At 69.9% G+C, this 23539-nt stretch carries 17 protein-coding genes, 1 tRNA gene and 1 pseudogene; 9 read left to right on the plus strand and 10 right to left on the minus strand.

From position 1 onward, the window contains the following. Window positions 1–613 precede the first annotated feature (613 nt). The 4 genes from E3Z34_RS02300 to E3Z34_RS02315 all read left to right on the plus strand — a co-directional run bounded on the left by E3Z34_RS02300 (window position 614) and on the right by E3Z34_RS02315 (window position 5736). Window positions 614–2020 (plus strand): IS1380 family transposase, encoded by a 1407-nt coding sequence (locus tag E3Z34_RS02300; protein ID WP_134772308.1) that lies wholly within the window; start codon window positions 614–616, stop codon window positions 2018–2020. A gap of 774 nt (window positions 2021–2794) precedes the next feature. Next, window positions 2795–3976 (plus strand): peptidoglycan-binding domain-containing protein, encoded by a 1182-nt coding sequence (locus E3Z34_RS02305; protein WP_134772309.1) that lies wholly within the window; start codon window positions 2795–2797, stop codon window positions 3974–3976. 6 nt (window positions 3977–3982) lie between these two features. Then, the gene (locus E3Z34_RS02310; RefSeq protein WP_122263877.1) at window positions 3983–4639 is read left to right on the plus strand and encodes an ABC transporter ATP-binding protein; all 657 of its coding nucleotides are present in this window, start codon (window positions 3983–3985) and stop codon (window positions 4637–4639) included. After that, window positions 4636–5736, plus strand: coding sequence for an ABC transporter permease (locus tag E3Z34_RS02315; protein ID WP_134772310.1), 1101 nt, complete (start codon window positions 4636–4638; stop codon window positions 5734–5736). Before E3Z34_RS02310 ends, E3Z34_RS02315 begins: the two co-directional genes overlap by 4 nt. 146 nt (window positions 5737–5882) lie before the next feature. On the opposite strand, the gene E3Z34_RS02320 is transcribed toward E3Z34_RS02315, so the two are convergent. Beyond that, a complete protein-coding gene (locus tag E3Z34_RS02320) occupies window positions 5883–7289 on the minus strand; it encodes an IS1380 family transposase (protein ID WP_134772311.1) in 1407 nt (468 codons plus the stop codon). Window positions 7290–7594: 305 nt separating this feature from the next. Further along, entirely contained in the window at window positions 7595–7807 is a 213-nt protein-coding gene (locus E3Z34_RS02325) for a helix-turn-helix domain-containing protein (RefSeq protein ID WP_122263703.1), read from the minus strand. Window positions 7808–8041: 234 nt separating this feature from the next. On the opposite strand from E3Z34_RS02325, the gene E3Z34_RS20065 reads away from it, so the two are divergent. Next, window positions 8042–8407: a helix-turn-helix domain-containing protein gene (locus E3Z34_RS20065; RefSeq protein ID WP_420818983.1), complete on the plus strand. Its 366-nt coding sequence runs from the start codon at window positions 8042–8044 to the stop codon at window positions 8405–8407. A 329-nt stretch (window positions 8408–8736) separates the two neighbouring features. After that, window positions 8737–9276, plus strand: a complete 540-nt coding sequence (locus tag E3Z34_RS02335) for a hypothetical protein (protein ID WP_134772313.1) — start codon at window positions 8737–8739, stop codon at window positions 9274–9276. Window positions 9277–9321: 45 nt separating this feature from the next. On the opposite strand, the gene E3Z34_RS02340 is transcribed toward E3Z34_RS02335, so the two are convergent. From E3Z34_RS02340 to E3Z34_RS18490, 4 genes are all read right to left on the minus strand, one after another. Further along, complete coding sequence (locus E3Z34_RS02340) at window positions 9322–10548, minus strand: IS256 family transposase (protein ID WP_134772314.1); 1227 nt, start codon at window positions 10546–10548, stop codon at window positions 9322–9324. A gap of 264 nt (window positions 10549–10812) precedes the next feature. Beyond that, window positions 10813–13032: an FtsX-like permease family protein gene (locus E3Z34_RS02345; RefSeq protein WP_158288586.1), complete on the minus strand. Its 2220-nt coding sequence runs from the start codon at window positions 13030–13032 to the stop codon at window positions 10813–10815. A gap of 62 nt (window positions 13033–13094) precedes the next feature. Beyond that, window positions 13095–13718, minus strand: coding sequence for an ABC transporter ATP-binding protein (locus E3Z34_RS02350; RefSeq protein WP_238154411.1), 624 nt, complete (start codon window positions 13716–13718; stop codon window positions 13095–13097). Between the two features lie 73 nt (window positions 13719–13791). Beyond that, window positions 13792–14211, minus strand: coding sequence for a hypothetical protein (locus E3Z34_RS18490; protein WP_238695306.1), 420 nt, complete (start codon window positions 14209–14211; stop codon window positions 13792–13794). Window positions 14212–14718: 507 nt separating this feature from the next. On the opposite strand from E3Z34_RS18490, the pseudogene E3Z34_RS02360 reads away from it, so the two are divergent. Together E3Z34_RS02360 and E3Z34_RS02365 are read left to right on the plus strand one after the other, a co-directional pair. Further along, a pseudogene (locus E3Z34_RS02360) lies at window positions 14719–16078 on the plus strand (IS3 family transposase). A 436-nt stretch (window positions 16079–16514) separates the two neighbouring features. Further along, window positions 16515–17689, plus strand: a protein-coding gene (locus tag E3Z34_RS02365; RefSeq protein WP_238695307.1) for an IS3 family transposase whose coding sequence is annotated in 2 segments (ribosomal slippage) — window positions 16515–16781 and window positions 16784–17689 — 1173 coding nt in all. Because the reading frame shifts where the segments join, the coding sequence is not laid out codon by codon here. A 776-nt stretch (window positions 17690–18465) separates the two neighbouring features. Here E3Z34_RS02365 and E3Z34_RS02370 read toward each other — a convergent pair. Both E3Z34_RS02370 and E3Z34_RS02375 read right to left on the minus strand, forming a co-directional pair. Beyond that, window positions 18466–18542: transfer RNA gene (locus E3Z34_RS02370), tRNA-Pro, on the minus strand. An 89-nt stretch (window positions 18543–18631) separates the two neighbouring features. Then, window positions 18632–19618, minus strand: a complete 987-nt coding sequence (locus E3Z34_RS02375) for a metallophosphoesterase (protein ID WP_134772316.1) — start codon at window positions 19616–19618, stop codon at window positions 18632–18634. Between the two features lie 36 nt (window positions 19619–19654). On the opposite strand from E3Z34_RS02375, the gene E3Z34_RS02380 reads away from it, so the two are divergent. Beyond that, window positions 19655–20119 carry a GatB/YqeY domain-containing protein gene (locus tag E3Z34_RS02380; protein ID WP_134772317.1) on the plus strand — a complete coding sequence of 155 codons (465 nt, stop codon included), beginning with the start codon at window positions 19655–19657 and terminating at the stop codon, window positions 20117–20119. 55 nt (window positions 20120–20174) lie between these two features. Here the strand turns inward: E3Z34_RS02380 and E3Z34_RS02385 are convergent, their stop codons facing one another. Next, window positions 20175–20813, minus strand: a complete 639-nt coding sequence (locus tag E3Z34_RS02385; protein ID WP_134772318.1) for an HAD-IA family hydrolase — start codon at window positions 20811–20813, stop codon at window positions 20175–20177. A 53-nt stretch (window positions 20814–20866) separates the two neighbouring features. Further along, window positions 20867–23521 carry a transglycosylase domain-containing protein gene (locus E3Z34_RS02390; RefSeq protein ID WP_134772319.1) on the minus strand — a complete coding sequence of 885 codons (2655 nt, stop codon included), beginning with the start codon at window positions 23519–23521 and terminating at the stop codon, window positions 20867–20869. Window positions 23522–23539 lie beyond the last annotated feature (18 nt).

Consider the following 23539-nt stretch of genomic DNA (forward strand, 5'->3'; position numbering starts at 1 on the left):
CCAGAGCTGCTGACGGTCCCGGATCCGGGCGCCTCAACCGACCAGTAGCCACCGTTGTACGTGCCAGCGACGTACCAGTAGCCCGGAGATCCGCTGCGTTCGGTCTCGTACGGCTGGCCTGGGCCAACAATGTTCAGGGTGCCCGATCCTTGTGCGCGCACCCACGGATCAGACGGCTGAATGCATGAGGAACGGTACCGGTACCCGTCCTTGAATCCGTACGCGCTGCCCGGTATCGCCGTTGATACCACCAGGGCCAGGGCGAGCGCGCCACACGCCACAACCTGCGAGACAGACTTTGAACGAACCACTCCTAAGCTCCCGTCCAGCTGAGTGTAGATTCGCGGGCAACATACCAAGACACGGCGAACGGGGCAACCACAGCGGGACCGCCCATCCAAGGTATCGAGCGGGCGCGTGACGCCGGGGTCGTCATCGAGACGTCTTTGGCGGCGGGGTGAAGCAGGTGTCGGTCCGGCCTGGAGCTTAGCCTGGATCCACCGATCGGGTGAGCCGGTGAAGCGGCGTGGGAAAGCGAGAAATGCCCTTCTGACCTGGGAAGATACGACTTGTCTAGAGCACGTATCACCCAAACCGGAAGGGCATCTCGTAGATGCAACTCTCTCACACCCTCCCCGTGGTCTCCGCGACGTTCGATGACCCCAACCTCGTGTCTGCCGCCGGGCTTGTCCCGCTGATGACGCTGGCCGAAGAAGCCGGCCTGCACGCCCTGGGCGATGAGCACCTGAGCCTGCCGACCGACAAGGGCGCCAACGCCGGCGCCAAGCTGGCCGCCCTGGTGGCGGGTATGGCCGCCGGCGCGGACAGCATCGAGGATATGGGGCTCTTGCGCCACGGCGCGATGGGCAAGCTGTTCGAACGGCCCTATGCCCCCTCCACGCTCGGTTCGTTCCTGCGCACGTTCACCTTCGGCCACGTCCGCCAGGGCGACGCGGTCGCCTCCCGCTTCACCCTCGCCCTGGCCGGGCGCACCGGGCTGCTGGGCCGGGCCGGCGACACCGGGACGGTGCTGCTCGACCTGGACGACACCATCGTGGAGGTCCACGGCTACGCCAAGCAGGGCGCCGGGTTCGGCTACAGCGGGGTCCGAGGGTTGAACGCGCTGCTGGCGACCGTGTCCACCGAGCAGACCGCCCCGGTCATCGCCGCCCAACGCCTGCGCAAGGGTTCCGTGGGTTCCTCCCGTGGCGCGGCCCGGTTGACCACCGATGCCCTGGCGCTGGTCCGGCGCAGCCACCTGGCCGGGCGACCGGTGCTCCTGCGCGCCGATTCCGCGTTCTACTCCGCCGCCCTGGTGGGCGCCGCCGACAGGGCCGGTGCACAGGTCTCGATCACCGTGCGGCTGGACCCGGCGGTCAAGCGCGCCATCGCCGCGATCGCCGAGGACGCGTGGACCACGATCAGGTACACCGACGCGATCTACGACCAGGCCACCGGCAGGTGGGTCTCGCGGGCCGAGGTCGCCGAGATCGACTACACCGCGTTCACCTCGGCCAAGAAGTCCGAGCAGGTCACTGGCCGGCTGGTGGTGCGCCGCGTCCCGGACCTGAACCCCAGGGCCAAGGACGGGCAGGAGTCGATGTTCGACACCTGGCGCTTCCACGCGTTCTTCACCACCACGCCCGCCACCGAGCGGGACACCGTGGCCGCCGACCAGGTCCACCGGGGCCACGCGGTCATCGAGAACGTCCACGCCGACCTGAAAGCCTCGGCCCTGGCGCACCTGCCCTCGGGCAAGTTCGCTGCCAACGCCGCCTGGCTCATCGCCGCGGTCATGGCGTTCAACCTCACCCGCGCCGCGGCCACCCTGACCGGCAGCACCCGCCTGGCGCGGGCGACGACGCCCACGATCCGCCGCAAGCTGGTCAACCTGCCAGCCCGGGTCGCCTCCTCCGCCCGCCGCCTGCACCTGCACCTACCCCGAGACTGGCCCTGGGAGCACGCCTGGACCGTCCTCTACGACGCGCTCCGCCCCGGCCGGGCCGCAGCACCCGCCTGACCCCAGCCCCCGTCCCTACCAGCAGGAACCCAGTGGAAAAGCCGGGCAGACCGGCAGTTCACGCGCGCCCTCACGACCCTCGCCCCGTCACAGACCTGACCCCGTCCTACAGCGGCCCATCCACCTGCCCATCGGTGGATCGAGGCTTAGATGTACGCGGTTCTCAATCTACGACCATTCGACCCCGCCCACGTCAACGCAATGCCGCGACGAGTGAGGTACGTCGGCACCGTGGTGATCGCACCCGCCAATGCCGAGAGGGTCTACTTACCGGGCTATTCGCAGATGAGCAGTCCAGCGCGCCTTGGGCCCGCGCCGTGGTGCCCGAAGATTCCGCCGTGGTCGCCGTTGCGGAACCTGGCCTTTGAGGTGGACGCTGGTTGGGTTCGTCGTTGGTCGACCCCGGAACACCCTGTGGTGCGAGTAACCCTGTAGATGAGCATGGGGCGGAGGGCTCCACGGGAGGCGTGGATTGGTGCCAGCGAGCGCGTCGCCATCGACAGCGACGTACGATGGGTCGAGTTCAGCCGCGAGTGACCTCCAAAGTGCTGGCGCTCATGCCGCTGACGGAATCTCCTGGTTTCGGCACGCCGGTCGTTTTGGCTTGGTCATGTGTTCGGCGACGTCCTGGCCCTGCTTGAGCCGGGCGCGCCTGTACTTGCGGCGGTTATGGCTGGGGAGGTCACGGTTGAGTGACGAGGAGGCGGGTTCCCAACCTGACCCGGGGTCTGACGCGTTAGGGTCACGACACCGTCCGGCGTGGAGAGGGATGTGATGACGGACCCGACGAAGAGTTCAGGGGCGCGCAGGGCGCTGGGTGTGCTGCTGGCGCTGGTGCTGCTGGGCGGCGCGGTGGCGGCGGGCTGGTGGGCCTCCCGTGCGACGTTGACGTCCTCGGTGCCGCAGGACGAGGCGACGGCCGGGACCGAGCAGGTCGTGTGGGCCGAGGCGAGCCAGGGGTCGGTGGGTCGCTCGTTGCCGTTATCGACGACCTTGCGGCAGCCGGCGCTGCCGGTGGCGGCCAACGCCCTCTCGGGGGTGGTGACGGCCGTCTCGCCGGGCGAGGTCGGCCCCGCTGACGTCGTTTATGTCGTCGGTGACACCCCGGTGCGCGTGGTCGAGGCGGACCGGCCGTTCTGGCGCGACCTGACGCGGGGCACCAAGGGCGAGGACGTGACTGCCCTGCAGGAGCTGCTCATCCGCGACGACTACCTCACCGGCACGGCCGACGGCGACTTCGGGCCGGCGACCGAGCGCGCGGTCAAGGCCTGGCAGAAGGACGAGGGCCGGCCCCAGAGCGGTGTGGTCGCGCTCGGTGAGCTGGTCGCGGTCACGGACCTGCCCGCGGTGGTGCAGCTGGGCGATGCGATCGCGGTCGGGCGGACCCTCGGTGGGGGCGAGGACTCGGTGCTGGCCCCGACCGGTCAGCGGGAGTTCGTGCTGGTCGTCACCCAGGAGCAGGCCCGGTTGATCCCGGCCGAGGCGACGGTGGAGATCTCCTACGAGGACCATGCCTGGACCGGGGTGATCGCTTCCTCGAGCCTGGACGAGTACGGCTCGACCACCTTCACCCTCACCGCTCCCGACGGCGGCGAGGTGTGCGGGGACGACTGTGGCGTGCTGCCCAACGACGCCCAAGTCACGCTGCGCTCGGCGGTGGTCATCGTGCCCAAGGTCGAGGGCACCACGGTCCCGGCGGCTGCGGTCCGCACCGCCCCGGACGGGCGGACGTTCGTGGTGACCGACGCCGGTGAGGTCGATGTGACCGTCCGAGGGTCGGGCCAGGGGGTGACCGTGGTCGAGGGGATCGAGCCCGGCGCCCGGGTGCAGGTCACCGGCCAGGGTGCGGGTATGGGGCAGCCCGGCGGCGGTGCGCCGCCGGCACCGGCGCCCGGGGGCGGGTCGGGCGAGGAGTCCGGGCCCGGGGACGGGTCGGGCTCGACCCAGGACGGGTGAGGCGGCGTGGCGCTGGCCGTCGAGAACCTCTCGTTCGCCTACACCCGTGGTGGTGAGGAGCTGTTCGACGGGTTGTCCCACGAGTTCGTCCCGGGCGAGGTGACCGCGTTGACCGGACCCTCGGGGCGGGGCAAGTCGACCCTGCTCTACGTGCTGGGGCTGATGCTGGCCCCGACCAAGGGCCGGGTGCTGCTGGACGGCGTGGCCGTCTCCTCGGCCCCGGACGCGGTCCGCTCCCGGGTGCGGGCGCATCGGATCGGGTTCGTCTTCCAGGACGCGGCCCTGGACCCGACCCGCACCGTGCTGGACTCGGTCGTCGAGCCGGCGCTCTATGCCGGCTGGTCCCTGTCCCGGGCCCGCTCCCGCGGCCGGGACCTGCTGGAGCAGATGGGCGTCGGGGCCCGGGCGGACCACCGGCCCGGGGAGATCTCCGGCGGGCAGGCCCAACGGGTCGCGGTCTGCCGGGCCCTGGTCACCGACCCGGCCGTCATCCTGGCCGACGAGCCGACCGGCAACCTGGACCGCGACAACGCCACCGGGGTCCTGGCCGCCCTATCCGCTGCGGCCGGCGGCACCGAGGACGGTGGCGTGGCCAGGACCGTGGTCATCGCCACCCACGACCCGTTCGTGATCGAACGCTCCGGGCAGGTGCTGTCGCTGTGAGGATCCTGCTGATGCTGCGCGAGGCCCTCGCCACCGCCTGGGTCGCGAAGGTCCCCTCCACCCTGGTCACCTTCCTCGTCGCGACCATGTGCGCCGCCACCCTGGCCACCGTCGGACGCACCGCCGCCGCCGAGGAACAGCTCCTGTCCCGCCTCGACTCCGCCGGCTCCCGCGTCCTGGTCGTCTCCGACGCCCGCGGCGACGAGCTCATCTCCCCCACGATCGTGGACCAGACCGCCGGCCTGTCCACCACGGAGCGGGCCATCGGCACGATCATCCCCGTCGACGTCGTCAACGGCGCCGTCGGGCAAGGAGCCACCCGCGTCCCCGCGTGGGGCGTGCACGGCGACCTGGCCGACGTGGCCACCCTGACCTCGGGCCGCTGGCCCGGCCCCGGCGAGGCCATCGTCACCGAAACCGCGATGGATCGCCTCGGCATGCAGGCGCCCGTCGGGTGGGTCGCCCAGGCCTCCACCACCGTCGTGGACGACTGGGCCGTCGTCGGGTCCTACACCCCCCGCGAACCCTTCAGCGACTACGGCACCGGCGTCCTATACGTTAGCCCGCAAGGTCGGGCCCTGGACAGCCTGCACGTCGTCCTCACCGACGCCCGCGCCGCCCAGGCGGCCCAGGGCCAGGTGCTGCGCCTCATCGACCCGCCCACCCCCGACTCGTTGACCATCATTTCCCCCGTCTCCCTGGCCCAGCTCCAGGAACAGGTCACCGGAGACCTCGCCGGCTTCGGCCGCACCCTCCTGCTCGCCGTCCTCGGCGGCGGGGCCCTGCTGACCGCCATCGTGGTCCTGGCCGACGTGCTCGTGCGCAGCAAGGACCTCGGCCGCCGCCGCGCCCTCGGAGCCACCCGCGGCACGATCATCTCCCTGGTCACCCTGCGCACCCTCGGCCCCGCCCTCCTGGGCGCCGCCCTGGGCACTGGGCTGGGCATATACCTCACCCACCGCCTCGACGCCACACCCCCCTGGCAGTTCATCACCGGCACCGCCACCCTCGCCCTCCTCGCAGCCCTCGCCGCCGCCATCCCCCCAGCCCTCTACGCCGCCACCCGCGACCCCGTCCGCGTCCTGCGCACCCCCTAAGCCTCGATCCACCGATGGGCAGGTGGATGGGCCGCTGTAGGACGGGGTCAGGTCTGTGACGGGGCGAGGGTCGTGAGGGCGCGCGTGAACTGCCGGTCTGCCCGGCTTTTCCACTGGGTTCCTGCTGGTAGGGACGGGGGCTGGGGTCAGGCGGGTGCTGCGGCCCGGCCGGGGCGGAGCGCGTCGTAGAGGACGGTCCAGGCGTGCTCCCAGGGCCAGTCTCGGGGTAGGTGCAGGTGCAGGCGGCGGGCGGAGGAGGCGACCCGGGCTGGCAGGTTGACCAGCTTGCGGCGGATCGTGGGCGTCGTCGCCCGCGCCAGGCGGGTGCTGCCGGTCAGGGTGGCCGCGGCGCGGGTGAGGTTGAACGCCATGACCGCGGCGATGAGCCAGGCGGCGTTGGCAGCGAACTTGCCCGAGGGCAGGTGCGCCAGGGCCGAGGCTTTCAGGTCGGCGTGGACGTTCTCGATGACCGCGTGGCCCCGGTGGACCTGGTCGGCGGCCACGGTGTCCCGCTCGGTGGCGGGCGTGGTGGTGAAGAACGCGTGGAAGCGCCAGGTGTCGAACATCGACTCCTGCCCGTCCTTGGCCCTGGGGTTCAGGTCCGGGACGCGGCGCACCACCAGCCGGCCAGTGACCTGCTCGGACTTCTTGGCCGAGGTGAACGCGGTGTAGTCGATCTCGGCGACCTCGGCCCGCGAGACCCACCTGCCGGTGGCCTGGTCGTAGATCGCGTCGGTGTACCTGATCGTGGTCCACGCGTCCTCGGCGATCGCGGCGATGGCGCGCTTGACCGCCGGGTCCAGCCGCACGGTGATCGAGACCTGTGCACCGGCCCTGTCGGCGGCGCCCACCAGGGCGGCGGAGTAGAACGCGGAATCGGCGCGCAGGAGCACCGGTCGCCCGGCCAGGTGGCTGCGCCGGACCAGCGCCAGGGCATCGGTGGTCAACCGGGCCGCGCCACGGGAGGAACCCACGGAACCCTTGCGCAGGCGTTGGGCGGCGATGACCGGGGCGGTCTGCTCGGTGGACACGGTCGCCAGCAGCGCGTTCAACCCTCGGACCCCGCTGTAGCCGAACCCGGCGCCCTGCTTGGCGTAGCCGTGGACCTCCACGATGGTGTCGTCCAGGTCGAGCAGCACCGTCCCGGTGTCGCCGGCCCGGCCCAGCAGCCCGGTGCGCCCGGTCAGGGCGAGGGTGAAGCGGGAGGCGACCGCGTCGCCCTGGCGGACGTGGCCGAAGGTGAACGTGCGCAGGAACGAACCGAGCGTGGAGGGGGCATAGGGCCGTTCGAACAGCTTGCCCATCGCGCCGTGGCGCAAGAGCCCCATATCCTCGATGCTGTCCGCGCCGGCGGCCATACCCGCCACCAGGGCGGCCAGCTTGGCGCCGGCGTTGGCGCCCTTGTCGGTCGGCAGGCTCAGGTGCTCATCGCCCAGGGCGTGCAGGCCGGCTTCTTCGGCCAGCGTCATCAGCGGGACAAGCCCGGCGGCAGACACGAGGTTGGGGTCATCGAACGTCGCGGAGACCACGGGGAGGGTGTGAGAGAGTTGCATCTACGAGATGCCCTTCCGGTTTGGGTGATACGTGCTCTAGACAAGTCGTATCTTCCCAGGTCAGAAGGGCATTTCTCGCTTTCCCACGCCGCTTCACCGGCTCACCCGATCGGTGGATCCAGGCTAAGAGCACCCGCACCGACAATCAAACGTACTCATCTGCCGCATCCTGTTACGGACCGAGGCGCTGCCCCTGGGACAGCGCCGGGGTTGGTGATTTACCGTGGCAGCGCCAGGCGGGTGGACGGGTCAGAGGACGTTCCCCGCGTCACCTAGCCCGGCAGCAGCCCCGCAGTTTGTGCTCTTCACACCGTCGGCACGCGAACCATCAAGCGATCTACGTCCTCGGGGTTCACCCGGAGGACTCGCTGCCCAGCTCTGTAGGCAGGCAAGCGTCCTTCAGCGATCCTGCGGCGAAGTGTGCGGGTGCTCAGGCCGGTCCGTCTGGCCGCTTCGGTAAGCGACTCGAATTGGAGGCGTCGGCGGGGGGTCGATTCAGGTCTGCCTGGAGTGCTCATGCCTCCAAAAGCGACAGGTTGCTGCTCAGGGTCTCAGCACATCTGCAGGATGCTGGGGCTGATCGCCCTCTGGCCACAGCCAATGTCGCCTGACAATCGGAACCTATAGTGCAGCGCGTGGACGACGTCGTGGCCGCCGAGAGCTCTCCTACGTACGCGAGAGTGCCGGTGAGCGCCGCGCGTCTGCGCGATCTGCGACTCAGCAACGGTTGGACGCAGCAGGCGCTCTCCATGATGGTTGGCGTCAGGGGGGCTGCTGCGGTCTCGGCATGGGAGAGGGGTCTCGCGGTGCCGAGGCCGGCCACACTGCTGCGCATAGCGCGAGCCTTCGGGGTGGAACCCGTCGACCTGCTGCAGCGAGACGGTTTCGAGGCCCTGGCTCTACGAGAGTTGCGAGTCGTCCGAGGGATGAGCCTGAGAGAGCTCGCCGCTGCCGCCAGCACGTCGACGTCCACCCTGAGGAGGTGGGAAAGCGGCAGCTACCTCAGGGCACCAGGCCCGGATGTTGTTCGCGCTCTAGCTCGGGCCCTGGATGTCCAGCCCGCACGGGTGGAAGAGGCGTTGGTGAATGCTCGCGACGCCGCGAGCCGGCGGCCCTGATTCTCGCGGGAGCACGTGGACAGACCTTGGTAAATGTTTGGTAAGAACCCCCGGCGGGGCCAGATCCGGGCTCTAGGCTCGCCTCGGACAAGGTCAGGAGGGGGTTCGCCGGTGCGCGGGTTCATGTTATCCACAGGCTCCTTGCCTGCGCCGACTGGCCGTCACCAACCAGCGGTAATGTGCCAAGTTATCCGCGCGTGAGACCCAGACAGCCAGTCGGCCGCTTTGGTAGGTATGGAAGGAAACAGGACATGGTGAGCACTCGGGTTCGACTGGGAAGCCTGATCGCAGCGGGAACGCTTGCGCTGACCGGTTGCTCCAATGCCCCGGTGACCGAGAGCCCCACGCCGGCTCCGAGCACCGTTGACCAGGGCACTGCGACGACTGAGACCGCCCCACCGCCCGTGGATGACGCGGTGCAGACCACAGAGGCCGCCGCCGGCCCCACCGCCGTCGAGCTCAAGGACCAGGGGCAGCGGGACGCCGCCGAGGCCGTTGAGCAAGCCTGGGCGATGCTTGACATGGTGAGTCAGAACCTCGAGCTCGAGGTGGGTGAGCTGGCCAAGGTGGCGCGAGGACAGGCTGTCGCCCAGTGGGTTTCCAACGTTCAGTCGCGTCGGGAGCGGAACTCGGTTCAGTCCGGTGACACGGAGGTGACTGTCACCGGGGTCGAGACGATCACTGAGGGGGAACGGTACGAGGTGACCGCCTGCTTGGACTGGTCGGACGTGGAGTTCAACGATGTGAAGCCCGACCGTGGCGAGCTCGGGGACCGCCAGCAGATCACCTACGTGGTACGTCCTGACGCTGGAGGACCAGAGCTGTTTGTCACCGAAGACCCCTTGGAGTACGTCGCATGCGACGACTGAGATAGAGCCCCGCTGGGTGGTGGGCTTTGAGGTGATGCTCGTTGCCTACCGGTCGCCTTTCTCGAGGGCGACGGTTCCAGTATCACCGGTGGGGTAGATCTTGGCCATGGAGGCTTCGGACAGGTAGCGGCGGTCGTCGACCTGCCACTCGTCGTGAGTGTCGGCCAGAACGGCGCCGATGAGGCGGACGACGGCGGCCTCGTTCGGGAAGATGCCCACGACTCGGGCACGGCGCTTGATCTCCTTGTTCAGCCGCTCGAGGGGGTTGGTGGACCAGATCTTGCGCCAGTGCTCGCGCGGGAAGACCGCGAACGCGAGCACCTCCGACTTCGCGGCGTCCATCACCGGGCCCGTCCTTGGGTACCGGGCGGCGAGGTCGTCACGCACCCTGTCCCACTGCTTGTCGATCGCGGCCAGGTCGGGTTGGGCGAAGATGGTGCGGAAGATCGCGGCGACCATCTCGGTCTCGGCCTTCGGCACGTGCGCGAGGACGTTGCGGATGAAGTGGACCCGGCAGCGTTGGTGGGCCGAGCCCTGGAACACCCGGGTCAGCGCCGCGACCAGGCCGGCGTGCTGGTCGGAGATGACCAGCTGCACCCCGCCCAGGCCACGCTTCTTGAGCCCGGTCAGGAACGCGCGCCAGAAGACCTCGTCCTCGCTGTCGCCGACGTCCAGGCCCAGCACCTCGCGGCGGCCGTGCTCGGTGACGCCGGTGGCGACCACGACCGCCTTGGACACCACCATCGCGGCCTCGGTGCGCACGTGCAGGTAGGTCGCGTCCAGGTAGACGTAGGGGAAGCGGGCGTGGTCCAGGCGGCGGGTGCGGAACGCCCCGACCGCCTCGTCCAGGCCGGCGCAGATCCGTGACACCTCGGACTTGGAGATGCCGGTGCCACCGAGCGCGGTGACCAGGTCGTCGACCGAGCGGGTGGACATGCCGTGGACGTAGGCCTCCATCACCACCGCGTACAACGCCTGGTCGATGCGCCGGCGCGGCTCCAGGATCGAGGGGAAGAAGCTGCCCTGGCGCAGCTTGGGGATCGCGACGGTGACGTCGCCGCCCTTGGTCGTCAGCAGCTTGGGCCGGGTGCCGTTGCGCTCGGTCACCCGCCCGGGCGTGCGTTCGTAGCGGCCGGCGCCGATGGCCTCGGTGGCCTCGGCCTCGATCAGCTCCTGCAGCACGATCCGCACGGACTCGCGCACGAGATCGACGCCGTCGCCGGCGCGAAGTGCGTCCAGCAGGTCGGACACGGCAGACTGGGGAAGGGTCATCGGTGAGATCTCCTCTGGTGAGTGCTTGGCGGTACACACCGAGCATCTCGCCGATGACCCCCTCACGTCAGGGAGCCACACCGCCTCCCCAAACCCCACCACTCCACGGGACTCTTACACGACTGACGGGGGGTCTGGCGGGGGGAGTCGGGTTGGCTTTTCTTGCCGTATGGATCAGCTCGAACGCCCGTTGGGGTTGTTCGAGGCGTTCTCCGTGACGAAGAGGCCGCTGCTTTTTTCAGGAACTCCCGGTCCGCGCCCCGTTTACTCGTGGCGGATCTGCGTCGTGGTTGAAGTGGCGCCGACCAGCCAACTGGCTGCCGCGGCAGCCACGCTAGTCAATCCCAGACCAAGGAGTACCGGCCACAACCCTCCGAGGGCCACCCAGGCAGGGGCCGCACCCGGGATGATCAGCAGGGCGCTCAGCACCCCGAGCAGCAAGGCCAGGGTGGACAACGAGGCGAGTGGGGTCAGAATGGCCAGCAGAGATGCTCGGCGCAGAGTGACCACGCGCGCACCGGCGGCCCACAGGACCGATGTCGTGCGAGCGCGCTCCAGGTGGCCCGAGACAGCGCCGGTGAACACGGAGGCCGCGGCCGTGAGCAGAGTGAGCGCAGCCCCCCAGCTCATCAGTAAATAGTAACGTCTCAGTCCACCATCGAAGCCCTGTTGCGAACTCTCCCGTGTGGCCACTTCCGCGGTGGGATCCGCGGCAAGTGCTAGTTCGCTGACTTCCTCCACCACATCGGATGCGTTCACCCTGACGTTGACGAGCGTCGGCCGGAAGGCCGAGGAATCTAAGCCGGAAACTGCTGCGTCCACGATGATCTGCGGTCGGTCGATGGCTGCGGGAGATGTCCGCAAGGTGACCGCACGGTGTTGCGGGAGGACCAGGGAGGAGGGTGCATCGAAGTCTGGGACGTCGGTGAAAGCCGCTACCTCTCGAGGTTGCAGGCCGGTGATCGCCAGTTCACTCGCGCCGGCCAGCTCTGACTCCGCCAATGACGTCTGGCTGACCGCGTGCCCGCCGGAGCAGGACGAGGGATCCATGCCCGCGGCATCGACGATCGCCTGGCAGTCGCCGATCCACACAGTTAGCGCGGATTTGCCCGTTTGCACCTCCCCGGTCAGCACCGTCGCCACGGCCTCGACACCAGGCAGACCGGTGATTTGGTCTGCGAACTGCTCTACTTTCGCAGGCGGGGCAGCGGGCAGCCGTACCGCGACTACCCCAGTCGACTGCTCGACCACCGGTTGGTCGCGGTACGACGCCTCGACAGCCGTCGGGAAGGCAATCACGAACGTCGCTGCCACGAACACGGCCAGCACAGCGGTCGAGACCATTCTCGCTGCCGCCCGGGGGGCGGCTGTCAAGGACCCGCCCGCGAGCACCACCGATCCTCGCGAGGACTTGAGTAGGGCGGCGCCGATCACGCGGCACACAGCAGGGCCTATCAGCAGCAGGGCCACGGCGCCGGTCACCATCGCCGCTACGACGGCCTGGCTTCTTGACAGCACACCTGACAGGCCCGCTACGACGCCGACGAGCAGGGAGAGCACTCCCAGTGCTGCCCAGCGCCAGGTACCTCCGTCCTCGCGGGCGGTGACCGTTGCCCCCAGCGGGTCTCGGACGGTGCGCCGCGCTGTGCGCACGGCGATGAACCCAACGCTCACCGGAAGGACGAGTACCGTGAGCACGGCCACCGCCCAGGGAGGCCTGAGATCGGAGGCGAAGGGCGCGGGCGGCTCGACGACAAGGGGTGCCAACGCCCCTCGCAGGAGCAGGAGTACGCCGAAACCCAAGAGTGTGCCCACCAGCGCACCAACGGCAGCTTCGATGGCAACCACTCGGGTCAGTAGACGTCGAGATGCTCCTGCGATGACCAACGCGGCTGCCTGGCGTTTTCGAGTCCGGCTCGCAGCCCTGGTGGACACGTAGGCCAGCAGCAGGGGCGGCGCCAGCATCGCCACGCCGGCCAGCGCCAACAGCAGTGCCAGCACGGGATCATCTAGAGTCGAAGCACGCGACACCGCCAGGCTGAGCACCGGAACAGCCACGGGCGAAAGCTGACCGGTCTCTGTGCCACGGACAGCCATCAGGGCGGTGGGGCCCGCCAGCGCCTCGGGCCCGAGCGTCCCGCCACTGCGGCCGTAGCGTCCCAGGTCGTCTTGCTCCCGCAACAAACCCTGCAGCGCGGGCGACAGCACGACCTCACCGGGAGCAGGGAAAGCGTCTACGCCCGGCGGAGGAGGTATGCCCGCACCGTGGACGGCCGTGTTGACGACGACTACGTCCTCCCCTCCTACCCGGTCCCGCACGGAGTGCACGAAGACGTAGTCCAAGTTGTGCTGCGGATCTGCCTGTTGGGTCCAGTCCGCGGCCTGGGTCCAGGCGAGACGGTTCTCTTGCCGGTCCAGGGCCACCGGGATGCTCGCAAGGAAGAGGACGACCAAGGTCGCAAGCGCCACCGTCGACACGAGCATGCCAGCCAGCACCCACTGCCACGGCCCGGACCCCCGCCACAATCGCGTTAACAGCCAGCCAGTCATTTTCGTCCGCCGACCGGAACGAGCCGCCCGTCGAGCAGGTGCACCTGACGGTCCGCAGTGTTGGCAACGCGGTCGTCGTGGGTGACCAGGACGACCGCTGCGCCTCGCGCTCGGGCCGCATCCAACAGCAGACCTAGCACGGCCTGGGAGGCTGTGGAGTCCAGGGCGCCGGTGGGCTCGTCGGCCAGGACCACCGAGGGGTTCAGCACCAGCGCCCTGGCGATAGCTGCTCGCTGTTCTTGTCCTCCCGAAAGCTGGTGCGGATAGTGCCCCGCCACCTCCGCGATACCGAGTTCTTCGATCAGTGCCTGGGCTGCGACTGTGGCCTGGCTCCGATCCCGGCCGCTGAGCAAGAGGGGAAGTCGGATGTTGTCGAGCGTCGTCAACTCGCCGACGAGCTGTCCGAACTGAAAGACCAGCCCGATGTGGCCCAGTCGGAAGGAAGTGCGCTCGTCCGCGCCGAGACCCCAGATGTCGGTGCCGTCAATGGTGACCTCCCCGCCGTCCGGGACCAGCAACCCGGCCAAGACGAGCAGGAGGGTCGACTTGCCCGAACCACTGGCGCCGGTAACGGCAACCACCTCCCCGGGCTCGACTGAGAAGGAGATGCCGGTCAGCACGGGCCGTTGTCGAAAGGCCTTGGACACCCCCCGACAATGGACCCCTGCCGACGGCTGTTGAGAATCATGCAACTCAGACGTCGAAATCACGCAGATAAATGAACGCGTCCGAGCCAGCTCGCCAAGGGAACGTGAAGTAGATGCGCGTTCCCTTCGGACAGGCGCGCGGGCTGTAGTCAGTCGCCGTAGAGACGTTGTAGGTCGCGTACACCTGGGCGCACTGACCGTCGTTGTCGGTGTCCATGACATTGCCGTCGACGCGGATGTCACCGCTCCTGTTACGGCACTCTCGGACCTGTGCCTCGGCTCCCGAGGTCTTGAGGGTGTAAGGCGCCCCACAGTTCCCCGGCGCAGGCGGGGGGGGAACCGCCATCATCTCGTAGGAGGCCGCCTCTTGGGCCGTCGTCTCGACACCGACAGCGGGCACTGGTAGCAGAATGCCATTGACCAAGAGGGCTGCTGTGGCAAGAGTGAAGAAGTGAGGACGTTTCATGAGGGGATCCGTTCTGACGAGGCTAAGAACTACGGGGGTGCAGCGGTCTCCCGCCAGACACAAGCCGACCCAGGGAGATCCACGACTCTGACCCCATCGGACTCCTGTGAGCACAGAGTGTCCACCCCCGCGCGCTCAAGTGCAACCACTTCTATAACTACTCGGGTGAACTTCTGGTCAAGGATCGGCAAAGAGGGTGACCGAGAACCCGATGCGTGCCGAGGGCGGCACCCCACTCACGCCACGACCGCGTCTCCCCGGGCTTGCACTACACACGACCGCAACCCGCAGGGCCGATCCGGGTGGACACCGTTCCGACACCGGGGCACGCCTTGACGTGCTGGGTGGCATAGGCCTGGACCAGCGCGAGGCTGGACCGGCTCACCCCTGTGCGTCAGGATGGGGTGAGACACCACCGCTGATTTGCTACTGACCTCGCACGGGGCGAGAGATGGACACATTGAGATGACAATGACGGTTGCTGATGTCGGCGCCGATGATGGGGTCATGTCCCCTCGTGCTGACCAGCCGAAGCGGCGGAAGTTCACCGCTGAGTTCAAGGCCGCGATCCTGGCCGAGTACGACGCGGCCGACCGCGGTGAGCGGGGCGCGATCCTGCGCCGGGAGGGCCTGTACACCTCCCACATCGCCGAGTGGCGCAAGGCCGCCGCGGCGGGCGCGCAGGCCGGGCTGGGCAGCAAGCCGCGGGACCGGCGCGAGCGGGAGCTGCAGGCGCTACGTGCACGGGCGGAGAAGGCCGAGGCCGAGCTCGCGCGGACCCGGGCGGCGCTGGACTTGATGGGAAAAGCACACGCGCTCTTGGAGACGCTCTCCGAGAGCGCGGACAAGCCGCCGCGGTCGCCGCGGTGATCAACCCGGCCGTCGAGCAGGTGGCCGAGCACGTCGGCACCGCCAGGGCGTGCGCGCTGCTGGGCCGCTCCCGCGCGAGCCACTACCGGGCCAAGAACCCGCCACCGCCACGTCCACGGACGCCGCGGCCGGCGCCGGCGAACAAGCTGACACCGGCCGAGCGGGCCCACGTGCTGGCCGTGTTGACCAGTCAGCGGTTCGCGGACAAGGCGGTCGCGCAGGTCTGGGCCACGTTGCTGGACGAGGGCACCTACCTGTGCTCGATGTCGACGATGCACCGGATCCTGCGCGAGCACGACATGGCCGGGGAACGGCGCCGGAGGCGACCCACCCGCCCCGGCAGCGGCCCGAGCTCGTCGCGACGGCGCCGGGGCAGGTGTGGTCCTGGGACATCACCAAGCTCAAGGGGCCGGAGCGGGGCGTGTACTACGACCTGTACGTCGTGCTCGACATCTTCTCCCGGTTCGTCGTGGCTTGGACCATCGCTGCCCGCGAGGACGCCGAGATCGCCAAGAACCTGCTCGAGCACGCCATGGGCATCCATGGCGTGCCGGAGACGATCCACGCCGACCGGGGCACGTCGATGACCTCCAAACCGGTGGCCCAGCTGCTGGTGGACCTGGGCGTGGCCAGGTCGCACTCCCGCCCGCACGTGTCGAACGACAACCCTTACAGCGAGGCGGCGTTCAAGACGATGAAGTACGCCCCGGTCTTCCCCGAGCGCTTCGGGTCGCTGGCCGACGCCGGCGCGTTCGCGGAGGCGTTCTTCGCCTACTACAACCACGAGCACCGCCACTGCGGGATCGGGCTGCACACCCCCGCCAGTGTCCACTTCGGCACCGCCGGGCAGGTCCGCGCCCAGCGCCAAGCCACCCTGGACGCTGCCTACGCCGCCCGCCCCGAGCGCTTCAGCCACCGCCGACCCCAGGCGCCGAACCTGCCCACCGCGGCGTGGATCAACCAGCCCTCACAGGAGGCCCTCATACAGACCGCCTGACGGAATCTGTCTCACCCGCCTTGACACTTTCCGCCACCCCGCCGAAATGCTGAGAGCGGAGCCAGGGGTAGGCGACTCAATGACGACCGTTTCCGAGCCAGGGGACGGCCGGGGGAAGCGTCAGAGCGACCGTCACCCCGGCCCGACGCGCTGGCGGCACGGTGCCGTGCGGGCGACGAGCCGGAGCTGGTCGAGGTCTTCCGCGGGCTGCTCGCCGCGCGTGGCTGAGCCTCGGCACAGCCTCACGTAGCCTCGAATCGGGAGGCTCATCCGTCCCTGACCACGGTGCCACCCTCCACGGCATACACAGCCTGAGCCGGGTCGGACACATCACCGTCGATGTGGCTGGTGAAGACGAGCGTGTGCGGGACTGCTGCACGGGTAGGTGACACCGAGTCTGTGGTGCTGTGAAGCGCTGCAGGAAAGGATGTGCACCATGCCCAAGCCCTATCCCCAAGAGTTCCGGGACGATGTCGTCCGGGTCGCCCGTCAACGGGAGGAGGGGGTGACGATCAAGCAGGTGGCCAAGGACTTCGGGATCTCCGAGTCGTGCCTGACGAACTGGATGGCCCAGGCCGACCGCGACGCCGGGATCAAACCCGGCGCCGACCGTGAGGAGATGGCCGAGCTGCGCGAGGCGAAACGGCGCATCCGGCTGCTGGAGCAGGAGAACGAGGTCCTGCGGCGCGCCGCTGCCTACCTGTCGCAGGCGAACATCTCCCCAAAATGATGTACCCGCTCGTCCGCGAGCTGGCCGGCGACGGGATCCCCGTCACGGTGACGTGCCGGGTGCTGAAGATCGCTCGCCAGCCGTACTACCGGTGGCTGAGGGATCCGGTCACCGGTGCCGAGCTGGCGGCCGCCTACCGCGCGAACGCCCTGTTCGACGCCCACCGCGACGGCCCCGAGTTCGGGCACCGGCTGCTGGCCGACGAGGCACGCGAGGCCGGGGTGGGCATGTGCGACCGGACCGCGTGGCGGATCTGCTCGGACAACGGCTGGTGGAGCGCCTTCGGCAAGAAGCGCGGCAAGAACGGCAAGCCCGGGCTGCCGGCGCACGAGGACCTCGTCGAGCGGGACTTCACCGCGGCCGGCCCGAACCAGCTGTGGCTGACCGACATCACCGAGCACCCCACCGGTGAGGGCAAGCTCTACCTGTGCGCGGTCAAGGACGTCTGGTCAGGCCGCATCGTCGGCTACTCCATCGACGCCCGGATGAAGTCACGCCTGGCGGTGCAGGCCCTGGACAACGCCGTCGCGACCCGCGCCGCGCACGGCATGGACGTCGCCGGCTGCATCGTGCACTCCGACCGCGGCAGCCAGTTCCGGTCGCGGAAGTACCTGGCCGCGCTCCGCCGCCACCACCTGGTCGGGTCTATGGGCCAGGTCGGCACGAGTACGGACAACGCCGCCATGGAGTCCTTCTTCGCCCTCCTGCAGAAGAACGTCCTGGACCGCCGCCGATGGGCCACCAGGCAGGACCTACGCATCAGCATCGTCACCTGGCTCGAGCGCACCTACCACCGCCGCCGACGCCAGGACCGCCTCGGTCGGTTGACGCCCATCGAGTACGAGGCCACCATGGCCGCAGCCGCCCCTCAGGCGGCCTGACCCCACCTGTCACCTACCCGTGCAGCAGTCCCCGATGGCTCTCCTGCGCGGTCGGGTCTGAGGATCGCCCCATCCTACGCCGTTCACGCTGCTCAGGGACCTGCTCGGCCTCAGCTCTTGGCATGATCCGCTTCTCTTTGGTTCAAGCTCAGTGAGGCAGGACTATGCGGTCTCACTTTGGTTGGCTGGCCTGGCGTCACCCCACATGTCAGGCGTTGAAGGGGGGGAGGAGCAGCGAGAGCATGGGGGCCGGTTCAAGGCACACTTGTGGGAATCCCCCCCAAAGGCCGACCTCACGTTGATTCCAACCCACGCCGAGGGGCTCGCCCTCGAATCGAGGGCGAGCTTGTCGCTACCCACCGCGAGCCGTGCACTGCTGTGCGGGAGGCGGCCCGTGCCGGTTCACAGGCCTGGAGGTCAATCACCGGGGCGTCGTCGTTTTGTTCACGCGGCTGAGGCCGTGTCCAGCGCCGCGTCCAGCGGGTCGGTAGCTACCTCATTGCAGGCCTCTCTGCTCGCGTGCCGAGGGGCGGGTGAAGACGGGAGGCCGGGGGCGCCACAGGGAGGGGCTCTACGCCCTTCACGGGCGGAGCGATGGCGGCTACGATAGGAGCCACGTCAGCACCTACTTTGCTGTCGTCCGACCCCCGGAGGTTGCCGCCTCGCGGGGGTCATTCATGGTCGCAGCCGGTCCAGTTATGCCCCAGTTTATGCCCAAGTGGGACAACGCAAACCGGCCCTGACTGCGTTTCCGCAGGTCAGGGCCGGTTCTTGTGTGGTCGGGGTGACAGGATTTGAACCTGCGGCCTCTTCGTCCCGAACGAAGCGCGCTACCAAGCTGCGCCACACCCCGTGGCTACCGGCCCGACGGGGATCCGTCCGGCACAGCAGCGCCCAGAATAGACCACGGTCGGGGCAGCACCTAAATCCGGGCCGGCCGCGTCAGCCCGGGGTCCCGACCGGGTGGCGCTCGACCAGCGTCAGGAGGGTCGCGCCGGGCCGGCACCAGAAGCGGAACGGCGTGTAGGGGTTGCCCCCCAGGCCGGCGGAGACGTGCAGCCACGCGGCATCGGCGGGCGCGAGGCGCGAGGGGGTGGTGCCGGCACCGGGCCACCAGCGGGACAGCCCCGCGACGCGGTCGGTCCCCAGGTCGCAGTTCGTCACCAGGGCCCCGACGCCCGGCACCTGGAGCTGCCCCCCGTGGGTGTGCCCGGCCATGATCAGGCCCGCTCCGTCGGCCGCCATCGCGTCGAGCACCCGCTGGTAGGGGGCGTGGGTGACGCCGATCGTCAGGGCCGCGGTCGGATCGGCCGGGGCGGAGACGGCGTCGTACCGGTCGCGCTCCAGGTGGGCGTCGTCGGTCCCGACCAGCTCCAGCGCGACCCCGGCCACTGTGAGGCAGGCGCGGCGATGGGTCAGGTCGACCCAGCCGCGGTCGGTCAGACCGTCGACCAGGTCCTGCGTGGGCAGCCGCTCGGGCGTGAGCTCCTCGCCCTTGCGGTGGCTGTCGTCGAAGTAGCGCAGCGGGTTCTTGGGCTTCGGGGGGAAGTAGTCGTTGGACCCCAGGACGAAGACGCCCGGACGGTCCAGCAGGCCGTCGTAGGTGTCGAGCACCGCCGGCACGGCCGCCATGTCGGCCAGGTTGTCGCCGGTGCTGACGACCAGGTCCGGCGCCAGGGCCGCCAGACCGGCGACCCAGCTGCGCTTCCGGCGCTGCCGGGGGACCAGGTGCAGGTCCGAGACGTGCAGCACGCGCACCGGGCCGGACCCCGCGGGCAGGCACGGCACCTCGACCCGCCGCAGGGCGAACCACCGCGGCTCCACCCACGTCGCGTAGGCGGCCACCGCGGCACCCGCACCAGCGGCCACGGCCGCGGCGGTGGTGAGCGCACGCCATACCGACCGCGCTCGGGCATCGGGAGAAACCATGACGGGATCCTCCCAGGTGGATGGGAGACTGGTCGCATGACTGACCGCACCGGACTCAAGGCCACCCTTCAGCAGCACCTCACCGACGCCATGCGGGCACAGGACAAGGTGCGTGCCGGGACCCTGCGGATGGTGCTGACGGCCGTGACCAACGAGGAGGTCGCCGGGAAGGCCCATCGCGAGCTGTCCGACGACGAGGTGCTCAAGGTGGTGGCCAAGGAGGCCAAGAAGCGGCGGGAGGCGGCCGAGGCCTACCACGGGGCCGGGCGGGCGGAGCTGGCCGCCCAGGAGGAGGCCGAGCTGGTCGTCCTGGAGGGCTACCTGCCCGCCCAGCTCTCCGACGAGGAGCTGCTGGCCATGGCCCGCGACGCGGTCGCCGAGGCCGGCGTCGAGGACCTGCGCGGTATGGGGCAGGTCATGAAGATGCTGCAGCCTCGGGTCGCGGGTCGGGCCGAGGGCGGGCGCATCGCCGCCGCGGTGCGCCAGGCGCTGGGGGCCTGAGCGCGGGCGGTCGCCGGGCACGCACCGGTAGGCCCGACGCGCCGCGCCCCGCCGCTCACGGCGACCGGTCCGCGCCGATCAGCCCGAGCAGCTCCTCCAGCGCGCCCACCCGTCGGATACCGGGCTGCCCGTGCTCCACGCCCGCGGTGACCAGCAGCACCCCCAGGACGCCTGCGGACCCGGCCGCCTCGACGTCCGCGGGCCGGTCGCCGACCATGAGCACGTCGGCCGGGTCGAGGTCGTGCCGGCGGAGGAGCTCGGCCACCATGGCGGGGTCCGGTTTGCGGGGGAACCCGTCGGAGGCGCTGACCAGGTCGTCGACCTCGAGGCCGGCCGCCGAGAGCAGCTCGAGGGCGCTCTGCCGGTCGCGGTGCGTCGCCACGAGGTTCGACCCGCCCCCGGCCCGCACCGCGGCCAGGACCTCCTCCGCCCCGGCCATTGGGGCCGGCGGGTCGTCGCGCCACGTCTCCCGGGTGGCCGCGTAGGCCTCCCGGAGCGCCATCTCGGGGACCCCGTGGCGGTCGGAGAGCTCGGAGATGGCGTGGCCGCTGGAGACGCGGGTGAGCCGGGCCACCTCGTCCAGGAGGGAGGGCTCCGGCTCACCGCCTCCCGTGACGGCCCGGGCCAGGGCCCGGTCGACCACGGGGTAGGTGTCCAGCAGGGTTCCGCCGAGGTCCCAGATCACGCTGCGCATGACCCATCGTCACCCGCCGGCCACCCGGGGAGGAAGCTGCCCTCCCGTGTGTCTCAGCCCTGGCCCTCGTCGTCCCCGTCGTCGTCCTGCCCCGGGGGGTCGGGGTTGCCGGGCGGGCTGGGCGGCGGCGCGGGCGCCGGCGGCGGCTCCGGCTCGGAGGTGGGCGGCGGCTCGGGCTCGGGCTCGGTGGTGGGCGGCGGCTCCGGCTGCGAGGGCGGCTGGGGTGCCGGCGACGGCTGCGAGGGGGGCTGCGAGGGCTGCGGGGCCACCGGGGGGGCGAAGCCGCTCGAGACGTGCAGCACCACCGGGGTCGAGGTCTGGATCGAGGAGCCGACCCCCGGGGTGGTGTAGACGACGACACCCTCGGGCTGGCTGGAGGAGACGCGCTCGATCGTGCCGGTGAGCCCCGCGTCGCGCAGCTCGTCCTGGGCCTCCTCGACGGGCAGGCCCACCACCTGGGGGATGGTGACCCGCTTGCCGTTGAGCAGCTCGTCGGTGGGCTCGGGCCAGTCCTGCGGCTCCGTGTCGCGCAGCGCCCAGTCCATGATCCGCTTCCACGTCGGCGCGGCCAGCGACGAGCCGTAGAGCGGGCCCTCGATGTAGCGGTCGCCGACCTGGATGTCGACGAGCGTCTCGGGGGACCGGGCCGCGCCGGGGACGTTGCCGACGAAGACGGCCGTGGACAGCTGGGGGGTGAACCCCGCGAACCAGGTGTGCGACGCGTTGTTGTTGGTGCCGGTCTTGCCGGCGGAGGGACGCTCACCGTCCAGGACGGCCAGGTAACCCGACCCCTGGGGGCTGACGACCCCCTTGAGCAGCTCGATCGAGGCGTGCGCGATCTCCTCGTCGATGGCTCGCTCGCACTCACCCACCTCGAGCGGGAGCTCGTTGCCCTTGGCGTCGGTGATGCGGGTCACCGGCACCGGCGGGCAGTAGATGCCGCCGGAGGCGAAGGTGGCGTAGGAGGCGGCGACCGTCAGCGGGCTGGCCCAGTCCGAGCCGAGGACGAGCGAGGTGGCGAGCCGGCTCTCCGCGTTGCCGGGGTCCTCGCCGTAGACCCCGCCACGGGAGTTCTGCAGGCCCATCGCCGTCATGGTGTCACCGATGTCGCAGGTGCCGACCTGGGAGGCCAGCGAGGCGAAGGCGGTGTTGACCGACTGTGCAGAGGCGTCCCGCAGGCTCATCTCCTCGGGCATCGCGTTGTCCCCGGAGTTGCGGACGGTCCAGTACTCCTCGCCGATCGTGCACCCCTCGTCGAAGTCCTCGGGCAGGAAGACCGCGGCGTCGAAGACGTCGTCGGGGTCGGTGGGCCACTCCTCCTGGGGGACCGGGTCCTCCGGGTTGTCCAGCCAGACGTTGCCCCACGTGGCCTTCCCCGGCTCGCGGATGCTGATCTCCGCCTCCACGGGGACGCCCTTCTCCAGGGCCTCCACGATGGTGTAGGCCTTGGCGACGGAACCGACCTCCATACCACCGGGGCCGCCGAAGCGGTCGTCGACGTTCCAGTTGACCGAGGTCTTCTCGATCTTGTCGGTGCTCTCCTCGAAGGAGTACTCGCTGGACTGGTTGAAGGCCAGGACGTGGCCGGTGCCGGGCTCGACCACGGAGGCGGCCGAGGCGAGGTAGTAGTCGTTGTCGTAGGGCGTGGCCTCGAGCAGGATCTCGTGCAGCTGGTCGGAGAGCTCCAAATCCAGCGTGGTCTCGACGGTGAGCCCGTTGGTCGTGAGGTTCTCGTAGCGCTCCTCCCGCGTGTCGCCCAGCGCGGGCTGGGTCATCAGCCACGCCTCCACGTAGTCGCAGAAGTAGGGGTTGCGGGAGTTCAGGCAGGAGCGCTGGCTGTCCGTGCGGAGCCGGTCCTCGACCTCGACGGCGAACGCCTCGTCCGCCTCGGCCTGGTCGATCATGCCCAGCTCGAGCATCTTGGCGATGACGAGGTCGCGGCGGGCCTGCGCGGCCTCGGGATTGGTGACCGGGTTGGTCGTGGAGGGGGAGCGGACGATGCCGGCCAGCAGCGCGGCCTCGGCGACGGTGAGCTCGGAGGCGTTCTTGTCGAAGTAGTTGCGGGCGGCCGCCTCGACCCCGTAGGAGTTGTTGCCGTAGAAGGCGAGGTTGAGGTAGCCGGTGAGGATCTCGTCCTTGGTGAGCCGCTCCTCCAGGGTGATGGCGTACTTCAGCTCGCGCAGCTTGCGGATGTAGCCCTCCATGCCCGCGCGGGCCTGGGCGGCGTTCCACGCCTCCGCGTCGTTCTCCTTCACGGCCTGCTCCACCAGCGCCAGCTTGATGTACTGCTGGGTCAGCGTCGAGCCGCCCTGGGTGTTGTCGGTGGTGGCGTTCTGCACCACGGCCCGCGCCAGCGCCTCCAGGTCCATCCCCCCGTGCTGGAAGAAGCGCTCGTCCTCGATGGCGACCTGGGCGTCCTTCATGGCCTGGGAGATGTCCTCGCTGGCCACGATGATGCGGTTCTGCTTGGCGGGGGTGGCGATGACGCTGCCGTCGGCGGCGAGGATCCGGGACTGCTGGGCCAGCGGGTTCTGCTCGAGGTCCCCGGGCAGCTGCTCGAACATGCCCACGCTCTCGCGGGCCGCGAAACCGGCGGCCCCGACGACGGGGGCGAGCAGACCCGCACCGATGATCCCCATGAGCACCGAGACGGCCAGGAAGACCCCGAGCAGGGAGGTCACCCTGGCGACCGTGAGAGCAGAGCGCATGGGTCCACGGTACGGGAG

Origin of the sequence: Ornithinimicrobium flavum (assembly GCF_004526345.1) — a bacterium.
Lineage (GTDB): Bacteria > Actinomycetota > Actinomycetes > Actinomycetales > Dermatophilaceae > Ornithinicoccus > Ornithinicoccus flavus.